Genomic DNA, 26617 nt, shown 5'->3' with positions numbered 1-26617 from the left:
AGCCCAGGTGCATTACGGCTTGGGCAACATTACGGTTTCGGCAAAAAAAGCGCCGGGTTGACACGGGCCCCATTGAGCGACACCGTCAGGTGTAAATGAGGTCCGGTAACACGCCCGGTCGCCCCCACCTCTCCCAACGGGGTCCCGCCCGGCAACGTCTGGCCAATACGCAGATCCTCAATCGACGACAAGTGGCAATACAAACTGGTCAACCCTTGACCGTGATCGAGAATGACTGTCTTACCATTGAAGAAATAATCCCCAATGGCCGCCACTCGACCCGGCAAGAGGCTATACACCGGCATGCCTTTTGGCGCGGCAATATCCATCCCAGAATGTGGTTTACGAGCCTCACCATTAAAAATACGGCGAAACCCAAAGCTATCACTGCGCTCCCCCATCACCGGCACAAAAGCCTGTTCGCCTAATGGCGTCTGGGTCGGCCGCCAACCATCCAAAGCGCCGAGTATTTCTGGCTTTTCTCGTTGATAACGCGCCAAATTTTCAGCGGATAAATCCACATGTTTGCGATCGACGTTTAAACGCTGCTCACGATACTGTTTCGGCTCAACGGTAAAGCGCAGCGGCAAACTGCCCGCCTTCACCGCCCAATCCACCTGATAGTCACCCGGTTGAAGTGATAACGGCAGCCCCACCCAAGCTTCCCAATCACCCGCTGGCGTGCGTTGGGTATACAAACGTTTGCCTTGAAACGTCACCAAAGGGGCCGATTGACTATGCTGAGGCACCTCAATGATGGCCACACCCCCGGGATAACGCCCTTGTTCAGGTCTAAACCCATCCGCGACAGCGGACCCCGCGCCCATAGCCAGCAAACACAAGAACAGGCGGCCGAACAGACGGCCGAACAGACGGCGCCTCAACACTGACCGGAAGGCCCCGTTATGATTAAGGGGAAACCTTATACTCATCATCCAACGACTCCCAAGTATCTTCCACACAGCAGCTCAACCCTCCTTCGCCCAAACGGACCGTTAATTGATCGCCCACTTGAACAGCACCTGCCGTTTGCACAATACGCTGCTGATCATCCTGAACCAGCGCATAGCCACGACCTAAGGTGGCCAGCGGGCTCACCAGATGTAAGCGCTGCCCCAGGTGAGCTAAATGCATCTGGCGCTGATCACAACATTGCGTGATCGCACGCGCCAATCGTTGTGACAGCTGCGTCAACGCCGCTTGCCCTTGTTGCACCTGCCGTTCAGGCGAATGACGCCATAACCGCGCTTGCAACCCTATCAACTGTTGTTCCGCATGCTGTAAATAGCGTACAGGGTTCGCCGCTTCCAGGCGCTGTTGAAGCTGCCCCAAGCGCTGCTGCTCCAACACTAAATAACGCTGACCCGCCGACATCAAACGCCGTGATAGCTGTTGTAAACGCTGTTGTTGCGGGCCTTGTCGATCCAAAGGATTGCTAAATCGCCGACTGAGCTCATCCAGACGCTGTATCCGCTGCTGCAAACCCCGCGCGACCGCCTGTTGCAAACGTCCAGCGGCATACTGCAACCGGCTCAGATACTCATCCCGACTAGGCGAGACTGCTTCAGCGGCGGCCGACGGCGTTGGGGCCCGCAGATCGGCCGCGTAATCCACCAGCGTCGTATCCGTTTCATGGCCCACGCCCGTCACAATAGGAATACGACAAGCGGCGACCATGCGGGCCAACCACTCATCATTAAACGCCTGTAAATCGGCTAAAGACCCACCCCCTCGCGCCAAAATCAGCACATCACAAGCCTGCCCCGCCTCCTCACGCTGGGCCAAGGCCAAAGCGCGGCGTAACTCAACCGGCGCCTCCTCCCCTTGAACCTGGGCTGGAAAAACCCGAACCTCAGCCACCGGCCAACGCCGTTCCAACACATGTAGAATATCGCGGAGTGCCGCCGCCTGAGCCGACGTCACCACCCCAATGACCTGAGGACAAGGCGGTAACGGCCGACGCCGCGCGGGGTCAAATAAACCTTCGCCAGCCAGTTTCTGCTTGAGGGCTTCCAAAGCGGCCAGTAAAGCCCCATCTCCCGACAATTCGATACCTTCAATCACTACTTGGAGCTGGCCACGAGGCTCATAGATCCCGGCCTGGGCCGAAGCACGCACTAAATCCCCTTCACGCAACGGCCGCGGCAATAACTGATTACGCCCTCGAAACATCACACACTGAATACGTGACCGTTCATCTTTCAGCGCAAAATACCAATGGCCCGAGCGCATGGCTTTAAAATCCGTCACCTCGCCTTCAACCCAAAAAGAAGGAACTTTTAACTCCAAAAGGCGGTTCAAGCGTCCCATTAATTGTGAGACAGATAACGGACGCTCAAGGCTGGAACGTTCATGAGGCGCAAGAGGAGTAGAAGCAGACATAAAGAAGAGGCTCAGCTTATCAGCAGGTTAAACAGCACCATCACCATGAGGATGCCCATACGCTCACTTCAAACCGGTATGAGTTGTTGGCGCAAGACACGGGCTTACGCAAGACACGGGCTTACGCAAGACACGGGCTTACGCAAGACACGGGCTTACGCAAGACACGCTTTCGGCAGTTTACGCAAAACCTGAAGACAGTTAAAATAGGGGATTAATCTTTTCTCTCCTTCCCGATCCAAACTTCGCAGGCCACTTGCTATGTTGCGTATTGTTGAAGAAGCCCTCACCTTCGATGACGTGCTTCTAATTCCGGGTTATTCCGAAGTTCTCCCCAAAGAAGTCTCGTTAAAAACCCGCCTGACACGAAATATCGAATTAAATCTGCCTGTCATTTCTGCTGCAATGGATACCGTCACTGAAGCGCGCCTGGCCATTGCCATGGCCCAAGAAGGTGGCATCGGCATCATCCATAAAAGCATGACAGTGGCACAACAAGCCGCAGAAGTTCGCAAGGTCAAAAAACATGAATCCGTTGTTGTAAAAGACCCCGTGACGGTGTCCTCCGATGCCAAGATTCATGAAATCATGGCGATGTCCCGAGAGTACGGCTTTTCGGGCTTCCCTGTGGTTGAAAACGGCAAACTGGTCGGCATCGTGACCGGCCGAGATCTACGCGTCAAGCCTGATGCCGGTGACACCGTTGCGGCGATCATGACGCCTGAAGACAAGCTGATCACCAGCCGTATCGGTACCCCACTGAAAGCCATCAAAGCCAAGTTGTACGAGCATCGCGTTGAAAAAATGCTGATGGTCGATGACAACTTCACGCTGCAAGGCTTGGTGACTTTCCGCGACCTCGAAAAAGCCAAAACCTACCCCAATGCCGCCAAAGATGAAGATGGCCGCCTATTAGTCGGCGCAGCAGTCGGTACTGGGCCGGAAACCCCCGAGCGCGTCGCCGCTCTGGCCGAAGCCGGCGTTGACGTTATCGTCGTCGACACGGCCCACGGTCACTCCAAAGGCGTCATCGACCGCGTGCGCTGGGTGAAAGAAAACTACCCACAGATTCAAGTTATCGGCGGCAATATCGCCACTGCTGATGCCGCTGTTGCGCTGGCAGAAGCCGGGGCTGATGCGGTCAAAGTGGGCATTGGCCCGGGCTCAATCTGCACCACACGTATCGTCGCCGGTGTCGGTGTACCGCAGATCACAGCCATCTCCAATGTCTCTGAGGCTATCAAACCTTATGGCATTCCGATGATCGCTGACGGCGGTATTCGCTTCTCCGGCGATTTAGCCAAAGCCATTGTCGCAGGGGCCAATGTGGTCATGGTCGGCAGCCTGCTGGCCGGTACTGAAGAAGCCCCTGGTGAAGTTGAACTGTATCAAGGCCGAACTTATAAAGCTTATCGTGGCATGGGCTCCATGGGTGCTATGTCCCAAACGCAAGGCTCTTCTGACCGTTACTTCCAGGACAAAGACGAAGGCGTTGAAAAGCTGGTTCCGGAAGGCATCGAAGGCCGCGTACCTTACAAAGGCAGCATGGGCGCGATCGTCCACCAGCTGATGGGCGGCTTACGCGCCTCCATGGGCTACACGGGTTGCCGGGATATCAACGAAATGCGCACCAAGCCCAGTTTCGTCAAAGTGACCGGCGCCGGGATGCGAGAATCACACGTCCATGACGTCCAGATCACCAAAGAAGCGCCCAACTACCGGGGCAGCTAAATTGGGTCGGTGATCAGATACGGGAGGCCGCACAAGGCCTCCCGTTGTTTTTTGAACGTTACACCGTTTTTTAAACCGCCATTTTAGGCCCTGACTGGCAGCGAGACCTCTCATGACCGATATTCACGCGCATAAGATTTTGATTCTTGATTTTGGCTCTCAATATACACAGCTGATTGCCCGCCGTGTTCGTGAGCTGGGTGTTTTTTCTGAAATCCGCGCCTTTGATATGAGCGAAGCGGAAATCCGCGAATTCAATCCCAAAGGTATTATCCTGGCCGGCGGCCCAGAATCAGTCACCGAACTCGGCTCTCCCCGCGCGCCTCAGGGTATTTTCGAAATGGGGCTGCCGATTTTAGGCATCTGCTACGGCATGCAAACCATGTCTGAACAACTGGGCGGCGCCGTTGAAGGCTCCCAGAAGCGTGAGTTTGGTTACGCGCAAATCGAAGTAGAGCCCACCTCGCCGTTATTTAAAGACATCAAAGATCACATGGGCGACAACGGCAAAGCCCTGCTGGATGTCTGGATGAGCCACGGCGACAAAGTGGCCCGTATTCCTGAAGGCTTTGAAGTCATTGCCTCCACGCCAAGCTGCCCGATTGCCGCCATGGCTTGCGTCGAGAAGCAATTCTATGGCGTTCAATTCCACCCCGAAGTCACCCATACGCTGCAGGGCATGCGCCTGCTGGAACGCTTTGTGCGTGACATGTGTGGCTGTGAAGCCCTCTGGACACCAGCCCGCATCATCGAAGACTTATCCGCTCGCGTACAAGCACAAGTGGGCGACCGCAAAGTACTGCTAGGCCTCTCAGGGGGAGTTGACTCCTCCGTTGTTGCTGCCCTGCTGCACAAAGCCATTGGCGATCAACTGACCTGCGTATTCGTCGATAACGGCCTGCTGCGGAAAAACGAAGGCGACCAGGTGATGGAAATGTTCGCTCAGAACATGGGCGTCAAAGTCATCCGTGTTGACGCTGAAGACCTCTTCATCAGCCGTCTCAACGGTATCGACGACCCGGAAGCCAAACGTAAAGTCATCGGCAATACCTTTATCGACGTCTTCGATGCCGAAGCCGTCAAACTGACCGATGTCGACTTCCTGGCCCAAGGCACCATCTACCCGGATGTCATCGAATCCGCCGCCTCCAAAACCGGCAAAGCCCACGTCATCAAATCTCACCACAATGTCGGTGGCCTCCCTGACGACATGAAAATGGACTTGGTCGAGCCCCTGCGTGAACTCTTCAAAGACGAAGTGCGCAAAATCGGCCTCGAACTCGGCCTCCCCTACGACATGGTCTACCGTCACCCCTTCCCGGGGCCCGGCCTGGGCGTACGCATTCTCGGCGAAGTGAAAAAAGAATACGCCGACATCCTGCGTGAAGCCGACGCCATCTTCATAGAAGAACTGCATAACGCCGACTGGTACCACAAAACCAGCCAAGCCTTCGCCGTCTTCCTACCGGTGAAATCCGTTGGCGTCGTCGGCGACGGCCGTCGCTACGAATGGGTCATCGCCCTACGCGCCGTTGAAACCATCGACTTCATGACCGCCCGTTGGGCCCACCTGCCCTACGACCTGTTGGAAAAAGTCTCCAACCGCATCATCAACGAAATCGAACACGTCTCCCGCGTCACCTACGACGTCAGCAGCAAACCGCCTGCAACGATTGAGTGGGAGTAGGGCTCGCTAGATAGCGATTAAGCTTTCCAACTCACTAAGATGCCAGTCAGTTTCTGACTGGCATTTTTTATGGTCATGTTAGTCATCACTTTTGTCGTTATGGCTGCATAACAACGCACAAGGCCCGAAGATGAAAGCCATTGCCGACAAAGTAGCGATATTCCAAAACGGGTTGATCGAGCAAAACCCGAAATTGGGAGGTCCCCGGTTCAGTACCGCTCAACCCTGGCAATCTGAAGGAAGTTGAGCGTCATAAACAGGCGGCTTAGAGGCCGTCATTTGGACAACGGGGTTGAAAATCACCGCTACCGGCTGACGCTGGTCAAACTTGCTCAATGCATTCATTTTGTTATATTGAATGCATATAGAGCGCACAAGCGCCTATCACATGCAATAGGAGGTTAAAGCTATGGGCATGATGACCATCAGGAGCATTCCTGACGAAGTACACAATGCACTGAAAGCGCGGGCCAAGCGGCATCACCGCAGCGCTGAGGCTGAGGTGCGGGCCATCCTGGAAGAGGCCACGCGGCCAGAAACTCGCCTCAAAATGGGGGACGCCTTGGCTGAGCTGGGCCGTAAGGTTGGGCTGACCAATGAAGACTTTGCAGTCTTCGAGCAGGTGCGCGACAAAACACCGGCTGAGCCTATGAGGTTTGAATGATCGTTCTGGATACCAACGTCGTTTCCGAGGCGATGAAGCCCGAACCAGATCCAGCCGTGAGAGCCTGGCTTAATCAGCAGTCAGCCGAAACGCTGTATCTATCCAGCGTGACGCTGGCTGAACTGTTGTTTGACATTGCGGCGCTGCCGAATGGGAAGCGCAAGGACCTGCTAAGCGAGACCCTAGACGGCCTTATGCAGTTGTTCAGGGAGCGAATATTGCCCTTTGACACGGATGCGGCCCGCAAGTACGCCGATCTGGCCGTAACCGCCAGAACCGCTGGGCGTGGTTTCCCTGTACCGGATGGCTACATTGCTGCCATTGCTGCATCACAAGGCTACCAGGTTGCATCCTGCGACATGGCCCCCTTTGAAGCGGCCAATGTAGACGTAATTAACCCTTGGGAATCCTAACCGTTCCCCGGGACAATAACACCGATGTTTAACCAAAGAGGCCACGCGTTTGAACGGTGTCGCGCTGGTCTGGACGCCGGGCTCTCCTGAGACAGGAAAGACGGAGAGCCAAAGAATATGTTGCAGCGTTGGATGACTTAGAGACCCAAGGATTCGAAGGGCTGGGCAGGATACTGCGTATTGATTCTGACGACTTAAGAGAAGAGCTCCTAGGCTATATAGGCAGCAATTTCCGGTTGTTCCAAGGCACGGTGTCGATACTCGTGGATCGAATTCACAACGCCATACGGGCACTGAGCAGCCGCATCCCCCTGGCCCGCTTATGAGCGGGCTTTCTGTTTTATACCTCTTTTCTGGCGGTTTAAGTATGGCAGGCCGTACATGCCGAGAAACGGGCCCAATAATGGGGCCATTAACCTTTTATCGATTCACTCGCGCCCCTGACTCATGGCACCACATACAGCACTGCAGTAACATAACGACATGATTGAACGGGAGTCAGTAATTCATGCCAAGCGTTGAACAACAATTTTTGCACGAACTGGATGAGAAGCTCTGGAAAGCCGCGGACAAGCTGCGTAACAACCTGGACGCCGCCAACTACAAGCACGTGGTGCTGGGGCTGATCTTTTTGAAGTACGTCTCCGATGCGTTTGAAGAGCGCCAACGCGAGCTGCTCGAACTGTTCAAGAACGATGCCGACGACAACATCTACTCCCTGCCGCGCGAGGATTTCGACAGCGACGCCGAGTATGAGCAGGCGCTCAATGATGAGCTGGAAATTCTTGACTACTACCGCGAGGCCAACGTGTTCTGGGTGCCGAAAGAGTCGCGCTGGAGCACGCTGAAAGAAAAAGCAGCACTGCCCACCGGCTCGGTGCTATGGCAGAACAGCAAGGGCGAAGACGTGCGCCTGCGCTCGGTCGGCTGGCTGATCGACAACGCCCTGGAGGCCATCGAGAAAAGCAACGACAAGCTCAAGGGCGTACTGGAAGGCATCAGCCGCTTCCAGGTCGATAACGACAAGCTGATCGGGCTGATCAACTCCTTCTCGGACACCTCCTTTACCCAGCCGACGCTCGATGGCGAGCCGCTCAGCTTGCGCAGCAAGGACATTCTCGGCCATGTTTACGAGTATTTCCTCGGCCAGTTCGCCCTGGCCGAAGGCAAGCAGGGCGGGCAGTACTACACGCCCAAAAGCATCGTCTCGCTGATCGTCGAGATGCTGGAGCCCTACAAAGGCCGGGTGTATGACCCGGCGATGGGGTCCGGCGGCTTTTTTGTTTCATCGGACAAGTTCATCGAAGAGCACGCCCGCGAGCACCACTACGACCCTGCCGAGCAGAAAAAACACGTTTCTATCTATGGGCAGGAATCCAACCCCACCACCTGGCGGTTGGCGGCCATGAACATGGCCATTCGCGGCATCGACTTCAACTTCGGCAAGAAAAACGCCGACAGCTTCCTCGATGACCAACACCCCGACCTGCGCGCCGACTTCGTCATGGCCAACCCGCCGTTCAACGTCAAGGACTGGTGGCACCAATCGCTGGCCGAGGATGTACGCTGGCAGTACGGCACCCCACCCAAGGGCAATGCCAACTTCGCCTGGCTGCAGCACATGCTGCACCACCTCGCCCCGGTGGGCAGCATGGCACTGCTGCTCGCCAACGGCTCAATGAGTTCCAACAGCGGCGGTGAGGGCGAGATTCGCCGCCGCCTGGTCGAACAGGATCTCGTCGAGTGCATCGTCGCCCTGCCGGGCCAGCTCTTTACCAACACCCAGATTCCCGCCTGCATCTGGTTTCTGACCCGCGACAAGACCGGCGGTCTCTCCCCCAACGGCGTCGAGAAACGTCGACGTAAAGGCGAAGTGCTATTTATTGACGCCCGCCAGCAGGGCTACATGCGCGACCGCGTACTGCGCGATTTCACCCGTGAAGATATCGCCAGGATCTCCGATACCTTCCATACCTGGCAGCGCACCGACGCCTTTGAAAACGTCCCCGGTTTCTGTGCCTCAAAAGATCTCGCCGCCATCGAGAAGCACGACTTCGTGCTGACGCCGGGTCGCTACGTGGGCGCCGCCGCGCAGGAAGAGGACGACGAGCCCTTTGCCGACAAGATGGCGCGACTGACCGCGCAACTGAAAGACCAGTTCGAGGAAAGTGACCGGCTGGAAGCAGAGATCAAACGGAATCTTGGGGGGCTGGGTTATGGCATCTGATCAATGTATCGATGACTTTGTGACTCTTCAGCGTGGAAACACATACAAAAGTGCCCTTCTTGATCAGCCTGGGCCGTATCTTTTGGGGCTTGCGTCGATCGCACGGGAGGGAGGTTTTCGTGATGATAAATTAAGAACTTACGGCGGCCATACTTCGGAAAAGCTTCTAGTTTATCCAGGCGACATTTATGTGTCTTTAAAGGATGTTACCCAGTCTGGAGATCTCCTAGGCTCTGTCGCACGCGTTCCCGACAGAATCTCCTTAGGGCGCATGACTCAAGATACGGTAAAGCTGGTTTTCAAAGAAAATGATGCGCCAAAAAACTACCTTTACTGGGTTCTTCGTTCTCCTCAATACAAAGCCTACTGTCGTGCTAGAGCTATGGGGACAACCAATCTCTCTTTAAGTAGGGAGGACTTTCTCTCATATCCTGTGCCTAAGTTAACTCCGGCTAGGGAAAATTTGGTGGCAGTGCTTGAAGCAGTTGAGGAAAAGGTCACTCTCAACCACCAAATCAACCAAACCCTCGAGGAGATGGCCCAGGCCCTCTTCAAAAGCTGGTTTGTTGATTTCGAGCCGGTCAAGGCCAAGATCGCCGCGCGCCAGCGCTGGCAGGCGCTCCAGCCGGAGAATGAACCCGCCTCCCCCGTCTGCTACGCCGCCGAGTTTGACCAGTCGCCCGCGTTGGGTGATCTGGAATCTTACATGAACCGCGCCGCGATGCAGGTGATTTCAGGCAAGACGGTGGATAAGCTGGATGCTCTGCGCGTGGCAGACCCCAAGCGCTACAACGAGCTGTATGAAACTGCCGCGCTGTTTCCCTCGGCGATGCAGGCGAGTGAGCTGGGGGAGATACCGGAGGGGTGGGAAGTAACACCGTTCGATAAACTCGCCAAGTTAGATTCCAGCTCTATTAAGCCTTCAGATAACCCAGAAAAGATATGGGAGCATTACAGCATTCCGGCCTTTGATGCAGGAAAAGCGCCCGCTTTGGATGCAGGTATAAGCATTAAAAGTGGAAAATATAAAGTTAAAAAGACTTCCGTTCTTATCTCAAAGCTCAACCCGGGCACCTCTCGGGTATGGTGGCCCGAGCCTCTGGATAACGAGTCTGCTATTTGTTCAACAGAGTTTATGCAGTTTGTCCCAAAGTCTGAGGAGCTAAGAGCTTTCATCGCTGGAGTGATCTCCTCCTCCCCTTTTCAGGAAGGCGTTATAGCCAGCGTCACTGGTTCTACAGGCAGTAGACAAAGGGCACAGCCCAAGCAGGTTGCAAGAATGGACGTGGTGGCACCTTGCGAAGCATTGGCACTTCGTTACGCGCGCCAAGCGCAACCACTTTTCACCGCACAAGCTAAAAATATTAACCAGTCTCAAAAACTAGCCGAATTACGCGACACCCTCCTCACCAAACTCCTCTCCGGCGAGCTGACAATTTCCGACGCCGAAGCGCGAATGGCCGAGGTGGCCGATGCTTGAGATCGCCTCGCTGGAAGACATCATTGCGCTGCGTGAAAGCGTGGATGTCGAGTGCAAGCTGGCTCAGGGGCGTGATGGTAAGGGTGCGCTACCCAAGGATTTCTGGGAAACCTATAGCGCGTTCGCCAATACGCAGGGTGGCGATATTCTCCTTGGCGTGGCCGAAAAGTCGGGGCATCGTTTCGAGCTGGCGGGGGTCGCTGATCCCCAGAAAGTCATTGATGAGTTGTGGACCGGGCTTAACAACCCTCAAAAAGCCAGCGCCAATATCTTGCAGAGTCAGTATGTAAAGACGCTGCAAATTGACGGAAAAACGCTGGTTCAGGTTCACGTACCGGTGGCCACCCGCAAAAACAAGCCTGTTTTTATCAAGGGCAACCCTCTGGTTGGAACGTACCGGCGCCTTAACAGTACCGATCAGTTGCAAAGCAGTGAGGTGGTGCGGCGAATGCTGGCCGAGCAGGCCGAGGACGAACGCGACGCCCGTATTTTGCAGGGGTTCGGTATGGAGGACATCGAGCCGGATAGTTTGCGTGTCTACCGCCAGATGCTCATGGATGCCAAGCCGGGCCACCCTTACCTCGAACTCGACGACAAAACCTTCTTGCAAAAGCTGCGCGGCTGGCGGAAAGACCGCTCAACGGGAGAAGAAGGGCTGACACTGGCGGGGCTGCTCATGTTTGGGTGCTGGCCAGCCATTCAGGAAGCCGCCCCGCACTATTTTGTGGACTACCAGGAGCGACCCGAGGCCAAGACGGAGCTTCGCTGGGTGGACCGTCTGGTACCGGATGGCAGCTGGTCAGGTAACCTGTTTGACTTTTATCGACGTGTTTACCGAAAGCTGACTGAAGACCTCAAGGTGCCTTTCAAACTCTCGGAAGGGCAGCGTCGGGAAGATACGCCCGTCCACGAGGCCATTCGAGAAGCCCTTATTAATACACTGGTGCACGCCGATTATTCGGGTAACGTACCGGTATTGGTCGTCAAGCGCCCGGATATGTTCGGATTCCGTAACCCTGGTGATATGCGCATTCCGCAGGAAGACGCTGTGCGAGGCGGTTTGTCGGATTGCCGTAACAGAATCATGCACCAGATGTTTTTGATGATCGGTCTTGGGGAGCGCGCAGGTTCAGGATTACCTAAGATTTACAGCGGTTGGGACTGGCGCCATTGGCGGCGCCCGGCGCTCTATCAAAAGCTGGAGCCTCAGCAGACGCTCCTGGAACTGAGAATGCTGGAGCTATTCCCCGAGGGAGTGCTGGATCAGCTGAGCGGGATATTTGGCGAGACTTTTCTGCGTCTTTCCAAATTTGAAAGACTGATTCTGGCGACGGCCGTCACAGAGCAAGTCATCACGCATACCAGAATTTGTGAAATCACTACGCAGCATGCCCGTGATGTAACCGCGACGTTGCAACAGTTGGCAAAACAGGACTTCTTGACCCCTACCGGGCATGGCCGTGGCACGGTCTACCAATTGCCGGGGGAAAGCTTGCCTACACCAGAGCAGGTGTTTGGCGGCGTCGTGGCATCCACACTGGTAGAAGATCACGACAGCGAATACGGGACCGCTGATTGCGCTCAAAATTCTGCATCACCCTCTTTCGACGCCAGCTCTGTAGATAACGAAGCAAGCTTCGTAGATAACGCGGCGAGCTCTTTAGATAACGAAGCAAGCTCCGTAGATAACGAAGCAAGCTCCGTAGATAGTACGGAGAGCTCTGTAGGTAACGAGACCAACGTAGATCACGAACACTACGATGAATACGGGCGGTTGCTGACGCCTGACCTTCCAGCGCCAATGATCCATGACCTTGAAAAGTTGTCTCCCGCTTTCAGAAATGAACTGGAATACATGGCCCGCTTCCCGCGTCAGAAAAAACGGGTAGCCCCCGAGGAGTTCGAAAAGGTTCTTCTGGACTTGTGCAGTGGCCACTACATCACGCGCGCGTGCCTGGCTGAACTAGTAAAAAGAGAACCGGATACATTACGCAATCAGTATCTGAAGAAAATGCTTCAGAACCGACTACTGATTCAAGCTTTTCCTCAAGTTCCGACTCACATGATGCAGGCGTATATGACGCGGGCATCAAGTCGCGACCTTTGAGATGCCGTCGAAGGTGCCATGAATGACCGAAGATCAACTGGAGCAGCTCTGCCTTGAATGGTTCGCCGAAAACGGCTGGGAAACTGCACACGGGCCGAACATCGCCCACGATGGCGCCACGCCGGAGCGCGACGATTACCAGCAGGTATTGCTGCCCGGTGATCTCGAAAAGGCCATTAGAACGCTCAATCCGCAGCTGCCGGATGACGCCGTGCAACAAGCCGTGGCGCAGGTCAGTAAACCGCAAAGCCCTGATCTGGTGCTCAGTAACCGTACCTTCCATCAGTGGCTGCTCAATGGTGTGCCGGTGCAGTACAAGCGCGATGACAAGGTCGTGTATGACCACGCTTTTCTGATCGATTTCGAGCGCCTCAAAACCAACCGTTTCCGCGCCATCAATCAGTTCACGATTCAGGGCAGCAAGCAGCCCCGTAGACCTGATATTGTCTGCTTTATCAACGGCCTGCCGCTGGCGGTGATCGAGCTGAAAAGCCCGAGCAGCGAAACCGCCGATATCTCCGGTGCCTTCAATCAGCTGCAGACCTACAAGACGGAAACCCCTGATCTGTTCGTCACCAACGAAGCGCTCATCATCAGTGATGGCTACACCGCGCGGGTGGGGTCGCTGACGGCGGATCAGGAGCGCTTCATGCCGTGGCGCACCATCAAGGATGAAGACGATAAGCCGCTGCTGGAGTGGCAGTTGGAAACTTTGGTGCGCGGCTTTTTCGACCGGGCGCTGTTTCTCGATTATCTGCGCTACTTCGTGCTGTTCGAGACCGACGCCGAGCGGGTGATCAAGAAGATCGCCGGGTATCACCAGTTCCACGCCGTACGCGAGGCGGTGAAGGCGACAGTGATCGCCGCTGAAGCGCCTGCGGCAGGCGTGGGCGAGAAACGCGCGACTTACGGTGACGAGGTCACACCCGGCAGCAAGAAGGCCGGGGTGGTGTGGCATACCCAAGGCTCAGGCAAAAGCATTTCGATGGTCTGCTATGCAGGTAAGCTGTTGCAGCAACCGGCGATGCACAACCCGACGCTGATTGTGGTGACCGACCGTAACGATCTGGACGGTCAGCTGTTTGGCACCTTCAGCAGCGCCCGCGACCTGCTCAAGCAGGACCCAATCCAGGCCGAAGACCGCGAGAGCCTGCGCCAGAAGCTCGCCGAGCGTGAATCTGGCGGTATCCTTTTCACCACGGTGCAGAAGTTTGCCCTGCTAGACGACGAGCGCGACCACCCGAGCCTCAATGACCGCCACAATATCGTGGTGATTTCGGACGAGGCCCACCGCAGCCAGTACGGCCTGAAAGCCACGCTCAAGCAGGATGGCACCTATAAATTCGGCTTCGCCAAGCATATGCGCGATGCGCTGCCCAACGCCTCGTTCATCGGCTTTACCGGCACGCCGATTGCCAATGAAGACAAGGATACCCGAGCCGTCTTCGGCGATTACGTCTCGATCTACGACATCCAGGACGCCGTGGACGATGGAGCCACTGTACCCATCTTTTACGAATCCCGCCTGGCGCGGCTCGATATCAACCGCGACGAGATCAACCGGCTCTCCGAGCAGGTCGACGAGGTCATCGAGGACGAAGAGGATACCGGCGCGCGGGAGCGCACCAAGGGCGAGTGGAGCCGCCTCGAAAAGCTGATGGGCACCGAGCCACGTTTGCAGCGCATCGCAGCGGATCTTGTCGAGCACTTCGAGACGCGCAACGAGATCGTCGAGGGCAAGGCGATGATCGTTGCCATGAGCCGTAGCATCTGCGCGCAGCTCTATAACGAAATCGTCAAACTGCGCCCCGAGTGGCACGACGACGATCCGGAAAAGGGCGCGATCAAGGTCATCATGACCGGCTCGGCCGCCGACAGCCCGCTGCTAACGCCCCACATCTATAACAAGAAAACCAAGAAACGGCTGGAGAAGCGCTTCAAGAACCCGGCTGATTCACTGAAGCTGGTGATCGTGCGCGATATGTGGCTGACCGGCTTCGACGCGCCGTGCTGCCATACCATGTACGTCGACAAGCCCATGAAGGGGCACAACCTGATGCAGGCCATCGCCCGGGTGAACCGGGTGTTCAAGGATAAGCCGGGCGGGCTGGTGGTAGATTACATCGGCATCGCCAACGAGCTGAAAAACGCGCTCAAGACCTACACCGACTCCCGCGGCAAGGGCCAGCCCACCTACAGCGCCGAGGAAGCCTTCGCGGTGCTGGAAGAGAAGCTCGATATCATCCATGGAATGTTGGCCAAGGGCGCCAACCGCGATGGCTTCGACTACAGCGGCTTTGAAGAGGCGCCGCATAAACTGCTGCCGCCAGCGGCCAACTATATTCTGAGCCTGGACGATGGCAAAAAGCGCTTTCTCGATACCGTGCTGCAGCTCACCAAGGCGTACTCGCTTTGCAGCACGCTGGATGAAGCCAAGGCGCTGCACAAAGAAATTGCGTTTCTCTCGGCGATCAAGGCGGCGCTGGTCAAGCACACCAGCACAAACCGCTCGCTGAGCGAGGAGCAGAAGAACTCCGCGCTCAAGCAGATCCTCGATAACGCTGTGGTGGCCGACGATGTGACGGATGTGTTCGCGCTCTGCGGGCTAGACAAGCCCAATATCGGGCTGCTCTCCGATGAGTTTCTCGAAGACGTGCGCCAGATGCCGTATCGCAACCTGGCTGTTGAGCTGTTGGAGAAACTGCTCAAGGATGACATCAAGGCCAAAACGCGCACTAACGCCGTGCAGGAGAAAAAGTACTCTGATCGCCTTCAGGAGACGCTGCGCAAGTACAACAACCGCGGCATCGAAACGGCCCAGGTGATCGAAGAACTGATCGCCATGGCCAAGCAGTTCAAGGCCGATATGGAGCGCGACGAGGCGCTGGGCCTGAACCCCGACGAGATCGCGTTTTACGACGCTTTGATCACCAACGAAAGCGCGGTACGAGAGCTGGGTGACGATAAGTTGCGGGCACTGGCGGTTGAAGTCACCCACAAGCTGCGCGGCTCGACCACCGTCGATTGGCAGGTGCGCGAAAGCGTGCGTGCCAAGCTGCGGATTCTGGTACGCCGAACGCTGCAGCGCTACAAATACCCACCGGACAAATCGTCCGAAGTCATCGAGTTGATTCTCCGGCAGGCCGAGCTGCTGTCGAATCAATGGTCATCCTGATCATCACCGTTTTGGAGTGTGTATGACATCGCCTCAGGTCCGCCCAACGTCTATCCGCGTCTTCCTTACTGACGACACGCCCACGCTTTACCTGAACGAGCGTGGGGCACAAGCCACAGGCCGAGAAGTCGCCGATGGTTTCGTGGTACATCCACAAGTATAAGCTATGTCAAAAGCATTCCGGCAGGACTATTGATGAAGCGTTACGTGGTGGCAGGCAGTGAGGGCGCTGGACGTTATATGCGTAAAAGCGTGGGCTCAACCACTGGATTACGGCCTTCGGAATGAGCATAAAGATGACTATTTTAAAGCGATTCAGACCGGTCGGGATGGTGACTATCAGTACATTAAGCGCTTGGTTCAAGATGTTTTGGAGGCGCAGTAAGGGGGAGCGGTAGCCTACAAAATGCCTCAGAAAGCCAGGGGCAACTTAGCAAAACGACGCGAGCGGCGCTTGAGACGTTGCTCGATCACAGAGGTACGCTCTCCGGTTTCAATCGCACTTGAGCTGGCCGCGGCGCGCAAAATACGCTCGCGTGACACAGTGACTTTGCCGGTTGAGGTTTTACGAACCATCACAAGGCCCCTCAGAATTCCAAAAACATGATTATAGCAGCGGCCTCGCTATTCTATCGTGTCTGTCGTTCGGCCCTGATCACCCGCGGCCCTCCAGCGCATCGGTTACAGCGCGAGGATTACCCGGTGCCAGGAGGATTCGGCGTCGGTGTTTTCCTCTCCTCTCAATCCATCAAGAAGTCACCCACGTAAACGAGGTGTTCGAATGGCAGTTTCTGCCCTTCGAGTGCAGCGACAGCGGTGTCTAAAGTTGCACGCACGGCGGTGTGCTGTTCACTTCGGCCAGCGTGGCAGACGACTGCGAGGGGGGTGTCGCCAGGCAGTACACGCTTCAAGCGCTCGATCAATGATTCGAACTGTGATCGCATCGTAAAAAAGACCAGGGTGGCACCGGTTTGCGCTTGGCGCTGTAGGGTGTCGGCATCGTCGTTGAGGGCATCAAAAGCAGATGAGAGTATGACTGACCGGCTCGCGCTGCCGCTCATGAGATCGCATGCTAAAGCCGCGTTGGCGGCGTTGAAGCTCGATACGCCCGGGATGACGATCGGGTTGAGGTCGCGGAACTCTTGGATGAAGCCAGCCTGCGGTCCAAAAATCATGCTGTCACCATAGTCAATCACAGCGATGCGCTTGCCTTGCGCCGCGGCGTGACGAATGATTTGCCTCACTTCGGCTTCCATCGCGTCGGCGTGCTCGGCTGGCGTGTCTCTGCGGACCAAATCCATAAAGAGGCCATGTCCGGCATCGTGAAGCGCCTTGCCCTTGAGGAGATCCGCAAAGGTCTCCAGCAAACGAGAGGTTCCAAAGACAACATCGGCGCGGCGGAGCACCTCCTGGGCGTTCACGGTAATGTTGCCTGCATCGCCGATACCCGTGCTGACGAGATGGAATTGACCGCTGAGGTAGGTAGGCAGAGGTTCACCAACCACTTGAGTTGCAAGAGGGTGTGAGCTTGTGTCAGTCATGATGCTCTCCTTGATGAGTTCATGAAATCGACATGGATATTGGGCGCTTCTTCCCCATGAAGAAGGCCACCATGGCAAATCCGAGCGAGGCTGCTGCCAAAAGAAAGGTAAAGGTGAAGGCTTCACCAATGGCAAAGGAAGTACTTAAGGTCACACCCTGATCACCCAACAGTGAGGCAAAAAGCAGTGGCATCAGTGATGCACCGGTCATAAAACCCAAGTGACGCGACAGACCCAGTAGGCCGGAGATCATGCCCCGTTGCGTGTCTGGCGCATCGGCCATCATGGCGGTGTTGTTGGCGGCCAAGAACAGTTGAAAGCCTGGCGTTGTCAATATGAGCGCCATCACATAGCCGGGCACCCCGATTCGAATAGGCAGCAGTGCGAAGCTGATCAATCCCCCTGTTGCCAGCACCAGCCCCGTAAGTAGAGTTCGATCAGGGCCAAACCGGTCAGTGAGTTGGCCTGCGGGGATACCCGATAGCGCCGCAGCAGCAGGGCCTAAGGCCATCACAATGCCGGTCATCAGTTCGCTCAATCCCAAGCCATACACCAGGTAGAAGGGGCCGACTATCAGCGTTGACATCATGATGGCGCTGACAATGAGATTCATGATCAACGAAGAGGCAAGCGTTCGGCGACCGAGCAAGGCCAAGGGCACCAACGGATGGTCGGCTCGCCTCTCGACGCCGACAAACACTGCCAGCGCAATGGCGGCCAAGATCAGTAGCCCCCAGATCGGGAGCGCCATGCCCATTTGTCCCCCGGTGGCAGACATCGCGAAAAGCAACAGCGCCAAGCACAACCATAGGTTGCCCGCCCAATCCATACGGACTGAATCCATACGGACTGTCGCGGTAGTCGATCCTTTTTCCTTGGGGATGCCCACCACCACAATGAACATCACACCCAGTGCGCACAGGCATAACAAAACAAAGATCGAACGCCAACCCAGCAGGTCAATTAACCCCCCTCCGAGCGAAGGCCCCAGCGCCGTACCGATTGCCGACATAGTGCCCAGCAACCCCATCACCGTCCCCATACGCTCCTTGGCGACCAGGCCTTTGGTAAGCGACATTGGCAATGCCATCAGGACTGCAGCAGCCAAACCTTGTCCCACCCGGCCCGCAACGAGCCAACCTAGGTTCGGAGCGACCACACAAACGACCGTGGCCAAGGTGAAAAGCAACAGGCCAGAAAGCAGTACACGACGATTTCCGTACAGATCCCCCATACGCCCTACGGAGACGATAGCCACCGTCAGCGATACCAGGTAGGCGAGCACGACCCACTGCACCTGCTGTATCGATGCTGAGAAAACCGAAGCCAGCGTTGGCAGTGCCACTGTTGTGACGCTGATCCCAAGTGAGGCCAGTAGCATGGAGCCAGCCAGTGCGACTAAAGCCAATTGATTATCCAACGGGTGAGCCACTGCTTTCATGGGCTTGATCCTGATTGAAGTGAAGTTGCCAACGACTATGCAACTTCAAGTCGACTTCAAGTCAAGCCTGAATTTCATTACAGTGACCTATGCACTACAGGGAAGAGGCAATGTCAGAGCAATCCCTTCTTCCCCGGAGCATATTGAGCGCGGTATTGAGGGTTCAGCGATTCACATCGACGACCAGGCGTCCTCGCACTTTGCCGTTGAGCAGCTCATCGGCAGCATCGATGACCTCACTAAGCGCAACCTCTCGTGTGATCTCATCCAGTCGAGCCAGGTCCAAATCAGAGCACAGGCGTTGCCAAGCGGTGATCCGTTCTTCATAGGGGCGGGTCACACTGTTGATACCCAGCAAGCTCACGCCGCGCAAGATGAAGGGCGCGACGGTCGCCGGAAAATCCATCCCTTGGGCAAGACCACAAGCCGCCACAGCACCATCGGCACGCGTACTAGCACACACATTGGCTAGAGTATGGCTGCCCACAGAGTCAATCGCACCCGCCCACCGTTCCTTGGCCAAAGGACGACCAGGACCACTCAGTTCTGCTCGATCAATAATCGTAGTAGCCCCCAGGCGCTTCAGATAATCCGCTTCATCAAGACGGCCCGTTGAGGCTGTCACCGAATAACCTAGATCGGCCAACAACGCAATGGCGAAACTCCCGACGCCTCCATTGGCACCGGTCACGAGGACCTCACCATGACTTGGGGACACGCCGTGACGTTCCAAGGCCAACAAACAGAGCATGGCGGTGTAACCCGCAGTCCCGATGGCCATGGCCTGACGCGAGCTCAATTGATCGGGCATTGGAATCAACCAGTCACCGTTCAGCCGAGCTTTCTGAGACAGCCCGCCCCAATAACTTTCACCCACACCCCAGCCATTGAGTAATACGCGATCTCCCGCTTTATAGCTTTTATGGCTACTGGCTTCGACAGTGCCAGCGAGATCGATCCCCGGCACCAGCGGAAATTTTCGGACGATCGGGCTGCGGCCAGTGATGGCAAGTGCATCCTTATAGTTCAAGGTGCTGTAGTCCACTTTAACCGTCACGTCCCCCTCAGGGAGTTGAGTATCGTCCAGCTCGGTCAGACTCGTTTGATAGTTGTCTTCACTCTTATCAATCAACACTGCCTTAAACATAAGCGCCTCCTTTTTAGACCGATCGTCTATAAATAATTAAAAAAATAACTCGATAAAATTCACGAGTTCAACATCACCCGTTAACACATGATGGCGTTGTCGCAGCGGCCCAAAAACCGGCCGCAAATGTATCAAGCGGTTGTGTATTCTGAACCAGTTTTGCGCGCAGTACGGCGCCTTCCCAGCCCACCCAGAAAAAAGCAGCCAGCGCATCACAGTGGCTCCCCTCCCGGAGCTGCCCTTGATCATCGGCTTGAGTCAAGCATTGGGCGAGTCGTTTTTGCCAGTCGAGCAAAATGCTCTCCAGCTGTTGGCGAAAAGCAGCGGGCAGAACAGCGACATCTTGCCCCAAGTTACCGACTAGGCATCCGCGACGAAACTGGTGTTTTGTCATGCCTGTCTTAGCATCTTCGATAAAGTTGCTAATACGCTGCAGGGGCGGCACTTTCTCGTCCAGCAACCAGCGATCCAGCTTACGCGCGAAGTAGTCGGCATAGCATTTGATCACCTCTTGGACGAAAGCCTCCTTGCTGTCGAAATAGTGATAGAAAGAACCCTTGGGAACGCCAACGCGTTTCAGCACGGCATCGATACCGGTAGAGGCAAACCCCTGCTCCGTCAGTACTTCCATACCGCATTGCAGCAGTGCTTCACGAGTGTCATCAAAACTGCGCGCAACCTTGGGAGGGCGACCGCGTCTGGGCTTAGAATTAATCATAGTCACATATTAGACCGACCGTCTATAATGTCAAATTCGCGATATCCTCTTAATTCCTTGCTGATCAGCTGACCTGTCCGCAGCCGCGAACGAGAAAGAAGCCTCACGTCGTATCGCCTATCGTGCAGAGGAAACAAAGCTCTTGTCTCGACAACCGCTGCGGGGCAAGCTAAAGGCACTGAGCTCAAGCACTCAAATACGACTCAATCACAACCGACGATCAATCGGCCATGACCGACCACTACGGGAACGTAATCCATGACCACCGTCGCGATTTTCGTCGACACTCAGAATATCTATTACACCGTGCGCGATGCTTACGGCAAGCAGTTCAATTACCGTCGTTTCTGGACCAAAGTCACCGCGGGTCGAGAAGTGCTGGCCGCACGCTGCTATGCCATCGACCGAGGCGATGCTAAACAACGAGGGTTTCAAAATACGCTGCGCACGATTGGCTTTGAAGTCAAACTGAAGCCATTCATCCAGCGCGCCGATGGCTCGGCCAAAGGCGATTGGGATGTCGGCATCACCCTCGACGCCATTGAGTATGCGGCGCAAGCCGATGTGGTCGTGCTGGCCTCTGGCGATGGCGACTTCGACTTGCTGGCCCGCAAGATTCGTGAAGTCCACGGCAAACGTGTGGAGGTTTACGGCGTGCCTAAATTAACCGCCCAGTCACTGATTCACGCGGCCAGCCAATTTAACCCCATCGAAAGTGAGCTGTTGTTAGGGTGACAAGGTCAGTGACCTCCCGCTAGATCCCCGCCCGACATCACTAGATCATGGTCAAACCACCATCCACCGCATATTGGCTACCGGTCACAAAAGCCGCATCATCAGAAAGCAGGAAGGCGGCAACGGCCGCGGCTTCTTCAGCAGTGCCTATGCGCGGCAGCGCCAACCGGCTCAGGACACCGGTTTCAAAATCAGCGCGAAAGTCAGCGGGCATAAAGTCGCGAAATCCGGTATCAATGGGGCCGGGCACAAGGGTATTCACACGGATCTGTTCTGGCCCCAATGCACTGGCCCAGCATCGAGCAACAGCGACAAGCGCACCTTTAGCTGCGGTATAAAGGCTTGCCGCAGCCGCGCCTTCATAAGTGGATGTCGAGCTGGTCAAGACAACTGAGGCCCCGCTTTTCAGATGCTGTTTAAGCGCCGCCATTTGCAGCACAGGTCCTTTAAGATTGGCATTCATCAAGTGATCAAAACTTTCCGACGTCACCGCATCAATCTCCCCCACACAAGCAAACCCGGCATTCAACCAAAGGCCATCTAAAGGGCCGATTTGGGCAACTTGCATCGCTAACGCTTCAGCCGCAGCGGGGTCAGCAGCATCATTGTGCAGCACAGTGGCATGGCTAGGCAGGGATTGGCGCAGCCGATCAAGTTCAGCCGCATCCCGCCCGGTCGCAATAATTTCGCCGCCCTCAGCCGCCATTCTAAGCGCCCCTGCCCGCCCAACGCCTCGGGTGGCGCCAGTAATCAAGATACGTTTGCCTTCAAAACGGTTCATAACAATGCCTTTTCCTCGTTGAGGTTGATGACCTTCTCGGTGTGGAAACGATTCGAGATGACCTCACTGTAACGGCTAGGGGCTATAAGTTTTATACGCCATAATGAACATGAACTATGTTGAAAAGGAGACATAAATGCGTGGCCGCCAGCTCTATCAGTTCAAAGCCTTTTGTGCGGTTGTAGAACATGGCAGTTTTACCCGTGCCGCAGCCCATCTCGGGTTACCGGCTTCGTCCCTGAGCCAAATTGTGAAAACGCTGGAAACTCGCCTGGGCTTAAGACTGTTTAATCGCACCACTCGGAGCGTGTCGGTGACGGAGGCTGGGCAACGACTGTATCAACGGATCGCCCCGGCCTTATCGGTACTGGAAGATGTCGAAACCGAAGCGGCAGCTGCCGTGGGGCGTGTTTCCGGCCGGATTCGACTGAATGCATCACGCATTGCAGCGACCCAGTATCTCGCACCTATCCTCGCCGATTTTCTACAGCAATATCCCGAGGTACAGGTCGATGTGGTTGTGCAAGATCAGTTAGTCGATGTCGTCGACCAAGGCTTTGATGGGGGGATCCGGCTGGGTGAAAAGTTACACCAGGATATGATTGCCGTACCGATCAGTGGCGATCTGGAAATGAAAGTCGTGGCCTCCCCGAGCTACCTCGCCCACTATGGAACCCCCGAGCATCCCGCTGATTTATTGGCTCACCGCTGCTTGTGTTATCGCAATCCAAGTGATGCTTCACCATATCGGTGGGAATTTGAGCACGGCACAGACCATCGAGAAGTCACCGTGACGGGGCCGATCATTGTCGATGAGCCCGCCATGCTGCCGACCTTAGCCGTGGCCGGAACGGGAGTGGCTTATCAGTTTGCCCATCAAGTGGACGAGTTGATCGATTCAGGCCAACTGGTCCAGCTATTAGCCGATTGGACTCCCCCCTTCCCCGGCTTTTTTATGTATTACCCCAGTCACCACCAACACCCGCCAGCCTTTAAAGCATTACTCAATTTTTTACGGCAAACACCAAGCCCCATCAGCCAGGGATCGGCGCTTTGATCTGGCGACCGGATCAAAGCTGACAAGGCCCGCGTGAAAGCCAAACAAAGCCCCATCCATAACCGGAGATGACCCTGCTTTTCCAATCGAAAGCATGGCAACTCCAATGGAAAGCATGGCGACTCCAATCGAAAGCATGGTGAAAAGAGGGGCGACGATTGTCGCTATCGACCGATATTCAGACCGAATTGCCGATCTGTGCTAACACCTGTGCGTGCCGATACGCACTATAAACTGTGTTGCATTCGAATACGCATTTATCGAGAGCTACACATCGAAAGCTACGCATCGAGAGCCTAACAATGAACAATAATACAAAAATCGATTTCATCTACCTCTCCGAGCAAGACATGATCCGTGCGGGTGTGACCGATATGGCCGCCTGCGTGGACACCATGGAAGAGGTCTTCAACCTGCTCCATACCGGCGATTACCGCATGGCCGGGCCAAACAATGACTCGCACGGCGCGATGATCATGTTCCCGGAAGAGTCGCCCTTCCCGACGATGCCAAAGCCGACGGCGGATCGCCGTATGATGGCGATGCCGGCCTACCTCGGCGGCAGCTTCTGCACCTCCGGCGTGAAATGGTACGGCTCCAACATCGCCAACCGCGAAAAGGGCCTGCCTCGCTCGATTCTGATGTTCACGCTGACAGACCCCGACACTGCCGCACCGCTGGCGTACATGTCAGCCAACCTGCTGTCGGCCTACCGCACCGGTGCGGTACCAGGCGTCGGCGCGCGTCACCTGGCGCGCAAAGATTCCCGCGTCATTGGCCTGCTGGGCCCGGGCGTGATGGGGCGCACCAGCGTGGCGGCGTTCATGGCGGTCTGCCCTGACATCGACACCATCAAGCTCAAAGGCCGCAGCGAAAAGAACATCAACGGCTTTGTCGAGTGGGCAAGCGAGCACTACCCGCAGGTCAGCGTCGAGATCGTCGACACCGAAGAAGCCGTGGTACGCGGCTCCGACATCGTGACCTACTGCGCCTCCGGCGAAGTCGGCAATCCTGATCAATACCCGGTGGTCAAGCGCGAGTGGGTCAAACCTGGGGCGTTTATGGCCATGCCCGCACCGTGCAACTTCGATGCGGGTATGGAAGCCCCTGACGTTCGCAAGGTACTTGATAACACAGGCCTCTACGAAGCTTGGTACGAAGAAGTCCCCAAGCCCGCCCACAACTGCATTCCGCTGGTCGGCGTGAAGTTTATGGACATGGTCCATGCCGGTACGCTGGAAGCCAGTGCGCTCGAAGATCTTGGCGCGATCGTCTCCGGCGACAGTCCAGGACGTCAAAGCGATGACGAAATCATCATGATGTCGGTGGGCGGTATGCCCGTGGAAGACGTTGCCTGGGCCACCGTCGTCTACCGCAAGGCCGTGGAACAGGGCATCGGCGTGTCACTCAATCTGTGGGATGAGCCCGCGCTCAAGTAAGCGTCACGGCGCCTTTTTTCGGGCATCGGGACTAGCGCCGGTGCCCTCCGTTTCTCATTGACTTCAACACGAGCGTTCTACCATGACGACGATCACCAAAGTTAAAACCGGTTCCAAATTCGAAGAACACGCCAGCTACTCCCGCGTAGTGGCCGTCGACAACTGGATTCTTGTGTCCAATACCGCCGGGCGTAACCCAGACACTCAGACCATTGCTGATGACGTCAGTGAGCAGTTGAAGCAGGTGTTCGCCAACATTGAACGGGGCCTGGCCGCCGTCGACAGTGATCTATCCGACGTCGTGTCGGCGAAGATCTTTATCCAGAATCCAGCCGATACCGAAACCGTCATGACACTGTTCGGTGAAACGATGCGGGGGATCGATCCCGTCATTACCGTGACCTGCCCACCGCTAGGCTCTGAAATCTATAAGGTCGAGCTGGAAGTGACCGCCTACCGCGGCGCCGGACGCGCCGAAACCACACGGATTGACACCTCTGTTCAGTGAGGCGGAGTTCGTCCCTTAATTCGAGTCAAGGTAGTGCGACCGCTCAACCCGATCGTATTGCCTTGGGTCACCGACTCATCAGGACGCGTTCATGGCACCCACAATCGCTCCCATCGAGACTTCAACCGACTGTCCTACCTCAACCACCGTCGTCATTATTGGTGGTGGAATCATCGGTCTAACCGCCGCACTGACACTCGCTGAGCGCGGCGTCGCCGTCACCGTGCTAGAAAAGGGACGCATCGCCGGAGAACAGTCATCCCGTAACTTGGGGTGGATCCGGAAAACCAACCGACATGGCGAGGATGTCCCGCTGGCACTGGCGTCTGACCGGCTTTGGGCCGCCATGGCTGAGCGCACCGGCTGCGACGTAGGCTACCGTCAATCGGGCATCATGTTTCTCTCTCGCACACCAGAACAGCTGGCCGAGCATCAAGCCTGGCTTGACTCAGTTTCGAGTCTCTCATTGGATTCGAGAATTTTGAGTGCCCGCGAAATTGAGGCTCAGGTGCCCGGTGGCCAAGGGCATTGGGCTGGCGCCCTTTTCACACCCTCCGATGGCTACGCCGAGCCGACGCTGGCCTCCAGTGCCATCGCCCAAGCCGCTATGACTCGCGGTGCGGTCATTATCGAGCACTGCGCCGTACGTAATATCACACGCTCTGGTGGCAAAGTGAGCGGCGTAGTGACCGAACGCGGCGAGATCCGCTGCGACCAAGTATTGTTAGCCGGCGGTATGGGCTCCCGACGATTCCTGGGCAACATCGGCATCTCCCTACCGACCTTGCCGTTGGTGCTGTCAGTCTTTCGTACCGGCGCCATGAACGGCCCCACTGACGCCGCCGTCGGCGGACCGGACTTCTCGTTCAGAAAACACAAGGATGGCGGGTTTATCGTGACCCAGCGCGGCGCGCTGGACGCCCCACTGACGCTCGATCACCTGAAAATCGGCGCCAAGTATCTGAGCGCGCTCCGCTCACAACGAGGGTTATTGCGAATTTCGTTGGGCAAACACTTCTGGCGGGATCTGATGCAATCAAGACACTGGAAAAATGGTCCATCACCCTTTGAACAGGTGCGTACCATCGACCCGCCCATCAACGAAGGGCTCAATCAAGAGGCGTATCGTAATTTGTCCGCCGCTTGGCCGGTGTTCCAGAACATGACGATCGAAGAATCATGGGCGGGGATGATCGACATCACGCCAGATTCGAATCCGGTCATTGATGCCGTCCCCAACGTGCCGGGCCTGACACTGGCGACCGGCTTCTCTGGTCACGGCTTCGGCACCTCACCAGCCGCCGGTCAACTTGCTGCAGATCTGGTCATGAACAACAAGCCGATTATCGATCCCCATCCCTATCGGTTTGGCCGCTTCTGAGAT

At 56.0% G+C, this 26617-nt stretch carries 22 protein-coding genes; 14 read left to right on the top strand and 8 right to left on the bottom strand.

Going from position 1 to position 26617, the window contains the following annotated elements; genetic code table 11:
* Positions 1–29 precede the first annotated feature (29 nt).
* Both BFW38_RS00940 and xseA read right to left on the bottom strand, forming a co-directional pair.
* Positions 30–935: a peptidoglycan DD-metalloendopeptidase family protein gene (locus tag BFW38_RS00940; RefSeq protein WP_084004370.1), complete on the bottom strand. Its 906-nt coding sequence runs from the start codon at positions 933–935 to the stop codon at positions 30–32.
* Complete coding sequence (gene xseA / locus BFW38_RS00935) at positions 910–2382, bottom strand: exodeoxyribonuclease VII large subunit (RefSeq protein ID WP_084004369.1); 1473 nt, start codon at positions 2380–2382, stop codon at positions 910–912. Before xseA ends, BFW38_RS00940 begins: the two co-directional genes overlap by 26 nt.
* Positions 2383–2643: 261 nt before the next feature.
* Between xseA and guaB the strand changes: the two genes are divergently transcribed.
* The 9 genes from guaB to BFW38_RS17900 all read left to right on the top strand — a co-directional run bounded on the left by guaB (position 2644) and on the right by BFW38_RS17900 (position 16029).
* Positions 2644–4113: an IMP dehydrogenase gene (gene guaB, locus BFW38_RS00930; RefSeq protein WP_068996702.1), complete on the top strand. Its 1470-nt coding sequence runs from the start codon at positions 2644–2646 to the stop codon at positions 4111–4113.
* Between the two features lie 112 nt (positions 4114–4225).
* Positions 4226–5800 (top strand): glutamine-hydrolyzing GMP synthase, encoded by a 1575-nt coding sequence (guaA, locus tag BFW38_RS00925; RefSeq protein WP_068996701.1) that lies wholly within the window; start codon positions 4226–4228, stop codon positions 5798–5800.
* A 409-nt stretch (positions 5801–6209) separates the two neighbouring features.
* Positions 6210–6464: a FitA-like ribbon-helix-helix domain-containing protein gene (locus BFW38_RS00920; protein ID WP_068996700.1), complete on the top strand. Its 255-nt coding sequence runs from the start codon at positions 6210–6212 to the stop codon at positions 6462–6464.
* Complete coding sequence (locus BFW38_RS00915) at positions 6461–6877, top strand: type II toxin-antitoxin system VapC family toxin (protein WP_068996699.1); 417 nt, start codon at positions 6461–6463, stop codon at positions 6875–6877. The genes BFW38_RS00920 and BFW38_RS00915 overlap by 4 nt, the downstream gene beginning before the upstream one ends.
* 508 nt (positions 6878–7385) lie before the next feature.
* Positions 7386–9104 (top strand): class I SAM-dependent DNA methyltransferase, encoded by a 1719-nt coding sequence (locus BFW38_RS00905; protein ID WP_068996697.1) that lies wholly within the window; start codon positions 7386–7388, stop codon positions 9102–9104.
* A complete protein-coding gene (locus BFW38_RS00900) occupies positions 9094–10584 on the top strand; it encodes a restriction endonuclease subunit S domain-containing protein (protein ID WP_068996696.1) in 1491 nt (496 codons plus the stop codon). The genes BFW38_RS00905 and BFW38_RS00900 overlap by 11 nt, the downstream gene beginning before the upstream one ends.
* The gene (locus BFW38_RS00895) at positions 10577–12691 is read left to right on the top strand and encodes an RNA-binding domain-containing protein (RefSeq protein WP_068996695.1); all 2115 of its coding nucleotides are present in this window, start codon (positions 10577–10579) and stop codon (positions 12689–12691) included. The genes BFW38_RS00900 and BFW38_RS00895 overlap by 8 nt, the downstream gene beginning before the upstream one ends.
* 22 nt (positions 12692–12713) lie before the next feature.
* Positions 12714–15866 carry a type I restriction endonuclease subunit R gene (locus BFW38_RS00890; RefSeq protein ID WP_068996694.1) on the top strand — a complete coding sequence of 1051 codons (3153 nt, stop codon included), beginning with the start codon at positions 12714–12716 and terminating at the stop codon, positions 15864–15866.
* Positions 15867–15888: 22 nt separating this feature from the next.
* Positions 15889–16029, top strand: a complete 141-nt coding sequence (locus tag BFW38_RS17900) for a hypothetical protein (RefSeq protein ID WP_175400912.1) — start codon at positions 15889–15891, stop codon at positions 16027–16029.
* 248 nt (positions 16030–16277) lie between these two features.
* Here BFW38_RS17900 and BFW38_RS17895 read toward each other — a convergent pair whose 3' ends face one another.
* From BFW38_RS17895 to acuR, 5 genes are all read right to left on the bottom strand, one after another.
* A complete protein-coding gene (locus tag BFW38_RS17895) occupies positions 16278–16442 on the bottom strand; it encodes a hypothetical protein (RefSeq protein WP_175400911.1) in 165 nt (54 codons plus the stop codon).
* 164 nt (positions 16443–16606) lie between these two features.
* On the bottom strand, positions 16607–17407 hold the full coding sequence (locus tag BFW38_RS00885) for an SAM-dependent methyltransferase (protein ID WP_068996693.1): 801 nt from the start codon (positions 17405–17407) through the stop codon (positions 16607–16609).
* Positions 17408–17426: 19 nt separating this feature from the next.
* Positions 17427–18848 (bottom strand): MFS transporter, encoded by a 1422-nt coding sequence (locus BFW38_RS00880; protein WP_068996692.1) that lies wholly within the window; start codon positions 18846–18848, stop codon positions 17427–17429.
* A 163-nt stretch (positions 18849–19011) separates the two neighbouring features.
* On the bottom strand, positions 19012–19995 hold the full coding sequence (acuI, locus tag BFW38_RS00875) for an acrylyl-CoA reductase (NADPH) (protein WP_068996691.1): 984 nt from the start codon (positions 19993–19995) through the stop codon (positions 19012–19014).
* Positions 19996–20068: 73 nt separating this feature from the next.
* Positions 20069–20713: an acrylate utilization transcriptional regulator AcuR gene (acuR, locus tag BFW38_RS00870; RefSeq protein WP_175400910.1), complete on the bottom strand. Its 645-nt coding sequence runs from the start codon at positions 20711–20713 to the stop codon at positions 20069–20071.
* A 258-nt stretch (positions 20714–20971) separates the two neighbouring features.
* Between acuR and BFW38_RS00865 the strand changes: the two genes are divergently transcribed.
* Positions 20972–21448, top strand: a complete 477-nt coding sequence (locus tag BFW38_RS00865) for a LabA-like NYN domain-containing protein (protein WP_068996690.1) — start codon at positions 20972–20974, stop codon at positions 21446–21448.
* Positions 21449–21488: 40 nt separating this feature from the next.
* Here the strand turns inward: BFW38_RS00865 and BFW38_RS00860 are convergent, their stop codons facing one another.
* Positions 21489–22229, bottom strand: a complete 741-nt coding sequence (locus BFW38_RS00860; RefSeq protein ID WP_068996689.1) for an SDR family NAD(P)-dependent oxidoreductase — start codon at positions 22227–22229, stop codon at positions 21489–21491.
* 136 nt (positions 22230–22365) lie between these two features.
* Here BFW38_RS00860 and BFW38_RS00855 point away from each other — a divergent pair, with 136 nt between their 5' ends.
* The 4 genes from BFW38_RS00855 to BFW38_RS00840 all read left to right on the top strand — a co-directional run bounded on the left by BFW38_RS00855 (position 22366) and on the right by BFW38_RS00840 (position 26614).
* A complete protein-coding gene (locus BFW38_RS00855) occupies positions 22366–23286 on the top strand; it encodes a LysR family transcriptional regulator (RefSeq protein ID WP_068996688.1) in 921 nt (306 codons plus the stop codon).
* Between the two features lie 302 nt (positions 23287–23588).
* Entirely contained in the window at positions 23589–24725 is a 1137-nt protein-coding gene (locus BFW38_RS00850) for an ornithine cyclodeaminase family protein (RefSeq protein ID WP_068996687.1), read from the top strand.
* Between the two features lie 82 nt (positions 24726–24807).
* Positions 24808–25233, top strand: a complete 426-nt coding sequence (locus tag BFW38_RS00845; RefSeq protein WP_068996686.1) for a Rid family hydrolase — start codon at positions 24808–24810, stop codon at positions 25231–25233.
* 91 nt (positions 25234–25324) lie between these two features.
* Positions 25325–26614 (top strand): NAD(P)/FAD-dependent oxidoreductase, encoded by a 1290-nt coding sequence (locus tag BFW38_RS00840; protein WP_068996685.1) that lies wholly within the window; start codon positions 25325–25327, stop codon positions 26612–26614.
* Positions 26615–26617: the final 3 nt, after the last annotated feature.

Source organism: Terasakiispira papahanaumokuakeensis (assembly GCF_001709345.1).
Taxonomy (GTDB): domain Bacteria; phylum Pseudomonadota; class Gammaproteobacteria; order Pseudomonadales; family Halomonadaceae; genus Terasakiispira; species Terasakiispira papahanaumokuakeensis.
Note: the sequence above shows the minus strand (reverse complement) of the source record. Positions and strands in the feature narration are given on the sequence as shown.

Coding starts and splice junctions, on each gene's coding strand:
- BFW38_RS17900 (WP_175400912.1), top strand. CDS start 15,889: ATGACATCGCCTCAGGTCCGCCCAACGTCTATCCGCGTCTTCCTTACT.
- BFW38_RS00915 (WP_068996699.1), top strand. CDS start 6,461: ATGATCGTTCTGGATACCAACGTCGTTTCCGAGGCGATGAAGCCCGAA.
- BFW38_RS00940 (WP_084004370.1), bottom strand. CDS start 935: ATGATGAGTATAAGGTTTCCCCTTAATCATAACGGGGCCTTCCGGTCA.
- BFW38_RS00860 (WP_068996689.1), bottom strand. CDS start 22,229: ATGAACCGTTTTGAAGGCAAACGTATCTTGATTACTGGCGCCACCCGA.
- BFW38_RS00885 (WP_068996693.1), bottom strand. CDS start 17,407: ATGACTGACACAAGCTCACACCCTCTTGCAACTCAAGTGGTTGGTGAA.
- guaA (WP_068996701.1), top strand. CDS start 4,226: ATGACCGATATTCACGCGCATAAGATTTTGATTCTTGATTTTGGCTCT.
- BFW38_RS00895 (WP_068996695.1), top strand. CDS start 10,577: ATGCTTGAGATCGCCTCGCTGGAAGACATCATTGCGCTGCGTGAAAGC.
- acuR (WP_175400910.1), bottom strand. CDS start 20,713: ATGATTAATTCTAAGCCCAGACGCGGTCGCCCTCCCAAGGTTGCGCGC.
- BFW38_RS00905 (WP_068996697.1), top strand. CDS start 7,386: ATGCCAAGCGTTGAACAACAATTTTTGCACGAACTGGATGAGAAGCTC.
- BFW38_RS00850 (WP_068996687.1), top strand. CDS start 23,589: ATGAACAATAATACAAAAATCGATTTCATCTACCTCTCCGAGCAAGAC.
- acuI (WP_068996691.1), bottom strand. CDS start 19,995: ATGTTTAAGGCAGTGTTGATTGATAAGAGTGAAGACAACTATCAAACG.
- BFW38_RS00865 (WP_068996690.1), top strand. CDS start 20,972: ATGACCACCGTCGCGATTTTCGTCGACACTCAGAATATCTATTACACC.
- BFW38_RS00890 (WP_068996694.1), top strand. CDS start 12,714: ATGACCGAAGATCAACTGGAGCAGCTCTGCCTTGAATGGTTCGCCGAA.
- BFW38_RS00840 (WP_068996685.1), top strand. CDS start 25,325: ATGGCACCCACAATCGCTCCCATCGAGACTTCAACCGACTGTCCTACC.
- guaB (WP_068996702.1), top strand. CDS start 2,644: ATGTTGCGTATTGTTGAAGAAGCCCTCACCTTCGATGACGTGCTTCTA.
- BFW38_RS00845 (WP_068996686.1), top strand. CDS start 24,808: ATGACGACGATCACCAAAGTTAAAACCGGTTCCAAATTCGAAGAACAC.
- BFW38_RS00855 (WP_068996688.1), top strand. CDS start 22,366: ATGCGTGGCCGCCAGCTCTATCAGTTCAAAGCCTTTTGTGCGGTTGTA.
- BFW38_RS00920 (WP_068996700.1), top strand. CDS start 6,210: ATGGGCATGATGACCATCAGGAGCATTCCTGACGAAGTACACAATGCA.
- BFW38_RS17895 (WP_175400911.1), bottom strand. CDS start 16,442: ATGGTTCGTAAAACCTCAACCGGCAAAGTCACTGTGTCACGCGAGCGT.
- xseA (WP_084004369.1), bottom strand. CDS start 2,382: ATGTCTGCTTCTACTCCTCTTGCGCCTCATGAACGTTCCAGCCTTGAG.
- BFW38_RS00900 (WP_068996696.1), top strand. CDS start 9,094: ATGGCATCTGATCAATGTATCGATGACTTTGTGACTCTTCAGCGTGGA.
- BFW38_RS00880 (WP_068996692.1), bottom strand. CDS start 18,848: ATGAAAGCAGTGGCTCACCCGTTGGATAATCAATTGGCTTTAGTCGCA.